At 37.7% G+C, this 2056-nt stretch carries 2 protein-coding genes; one reads left to right on the top strand and one right to left on the bottom strand.

Annotated features, from left to right (window positions below):
* Nucleotides 1-375: 375 nt before the first annotated feature.
* Nucleotides 376-1071, bottom strand: coding sequence for an ATP-binding protein (locus INF28_RS12645; RefSeq protein WP_226393810.1), 696 nt, complete (start codon nucleotides 1069-1071; stop codon nucleotides 376-378).
* 164 nt (nucleotides 1072-1235) lie between these two features.
* Between INF28_RS12645 and INF28_RS12640 the strand changes: the two genes are divergently transcribed.
* On the top strand, nucleotides 1236-1895 hold the full coding sequence (locus tag INF28_RS12640) for a Crp/Fnr family transcriptional regulator (RefSeq protein WP_226393809.1): 660 nt from the start codon (nucleotides 1236-1238) through the stop codon (nucleotides 1893-1895).
* The last annotated feature ends 161 nt before the right edge of the window (nucleotides 1896-2056 follow it).

Below are 2056 nucleotides of genomic sequence, written 5' to 3'. Positions count from 1 at the left end.
TAACAATGTTATCACCGCCTGCACTGATCCTAATCGTTCAAACTCTTTTAAAGCTCTTTCTTTTTCTTCTCTCGTATACATTTCTTTTACTCCTTTCAGAGTCCAAGATTATGTCCGCATACCCCCCTCTCAAATTTACAGAAAAACTCTCACACCGCCGGTAAAATTAGTAATATAATTACTAAAAATCACGTATTTAACCCATTTATTTTATAAAAATCATCTTTTACCAATAAAGTTAAAATAATGAAACATTAAATTTCCATAATATAATATCAATTATTTGTCACCGGTTCTCACCTTTTTACTGTATTTGTCAAAGCCACTACCGACAGCATGGAAAATAAAACATTCTGTTTGACATAACCTTCTTCTTTAACCTAAAATGTCCCCAGAAGTAGAGATGGTGACAATTTGCCACGGAATAAACTTTCCGCTGTTTTGTAATGCCTGTTTGACTGCATTTTCAATACCACCGCAGCACGGAACCTCCATGCGTACAACCGTCACGCTTTGGATGTTATTATTTGCTATGATCGCTGTCAGTTTTTCAGTATAATCTATCATATCTAACTTCGGACAACCCACAATACAAATTTTATTTTTCATAAAGTCTTCGTGAAAATTTCCATACGCATAGGCAGTACAGTCAGCAGCAACAAGCAAATTTGCCCCATCAAAATAAGATGCGTTAGGCGCAACCAGCTTGATCTGCACAGGCCATTGAGATAGTCTTGATGGATTGTGGACAGCAACAGCCGTATTACTTCCTTCTGCAGATTCACGTGTAATGGCTTTTGCCATAGTGCCAGGACAGCCACAAGCAAGATTCGGCACTGCTTTTGCTTGCATCACAGCTTCTTGATCATAAGCCAGCGCCTCTCTTTCTTCAAACGCAATCGCTCCCATCGGACAGGCGGGAAGACAATCTCCGAGTCCGTCACAATAATCTTCACGGAGAAGTTTCGCTTTACCATCAATGATACCGATTGCACCCTCATGACATGCCTCTGCACAAATTCCACACCCGTTGCATCTGTTTTCATCAATTTTAATAATTTTTCGTATCATATTACATCCTCCTCTGCATTTCCAATTTAAAATTATTTTCGCAAATTTCTTCTATTTTGCGTTTTCCAGAAGCAATTGTCATTTCATTATCTTGACTTACATTACATATTATAATACAATATAAAAAACAAATCGGTTGTTTTTACAACAGAAACGGAGATTTTATGAAACAATATATTGATGTTCTCAAAAACACAAAGTTATTTTCCGGTGTGAGTGCAGAAGAAATAGAAACTATGCTCCGCTGTCTTGGGGCAACACTTCATCCATACAAAAAAGGCGAGTATGTCTTTCGTGCAGGAGAACATATTCCCGCTTTGATGATATTGGTTGACGGCACTTTACATATACAAAAGGATAATTATTGGGGGCACCGCTCTATTTTAGGCAACGTGATGGTTGGCGAAATGTTTGGAGAAGCATATGTGTCGCCTGATAGTGATGCAATACTCAATGACATTGTTGCAATGACAAACAGCCAAGTTATGTTTTTTGATATTCACCGGATTCTTTCGGTATGCTCTTCTGCCTGCAAATTTCATGCTCTGACCGTAAAAAATCTATTTTTTGCTGTATCAGAAAAAAACAGAAAACTTGTTACCAAACTTGGTTATCTTTCAAGCAGGACAACTCGAGAGAAACTATTAACTTATCTTTCTGATGAGGCGAAGCGCAACAACAGTTCTACTTTTTCCATTCCTTTCAACCGCCAGCAACTTGCAGATTTTTTGTCGGTTGACCGCAGTGCCATGTCAAATGAATTATGTAAAATGCGGGATGATGGATTGATCACATTTGACAGAAACCTTTTTACATTAAAATAAACATATAAAACTCCTCATTGCCAAAATGGCAATGTGGACTGCCCCAATTTGTGCGGACAGTACAAAAACGCCCTTGATGGTAGGATAAATTAAAGATTTAAGCAATATACTGACTTCGTTTTTCAAGCGGAGTCAGTATTGTTTTTATTTGTATTCTTTCG

The sequence above is a fragment of the Ructibacterium gallinarum genome, assembly GCF_014982785.1.
GTDB lineage: Bacteria > Bacillota > Clostridia > Monoglobales > Monoglobaceae > Ructibacterium > Ructibacterium gallinarum.
This window is presented reverse-complemented; position numbering and strand designations above follow the sequence as displayed.

Excerpts from the sequence above, each read along its gene's own strand:
- INF28_RS12645 (WP_226393810.1), bottom strand. The coding sequence starts at position 1,071 with ATGATACGAAAAATTATTAAAATTGATGAAAACAGATGCAACGGGTGT.
- INF28_RS12640 (WP_226393809.1), top strand. The coding sequence starts at position 1,236 with ATGAAACAATATATTGATGTTCTCAAAAACACAAAGTTATTTTCCGGT.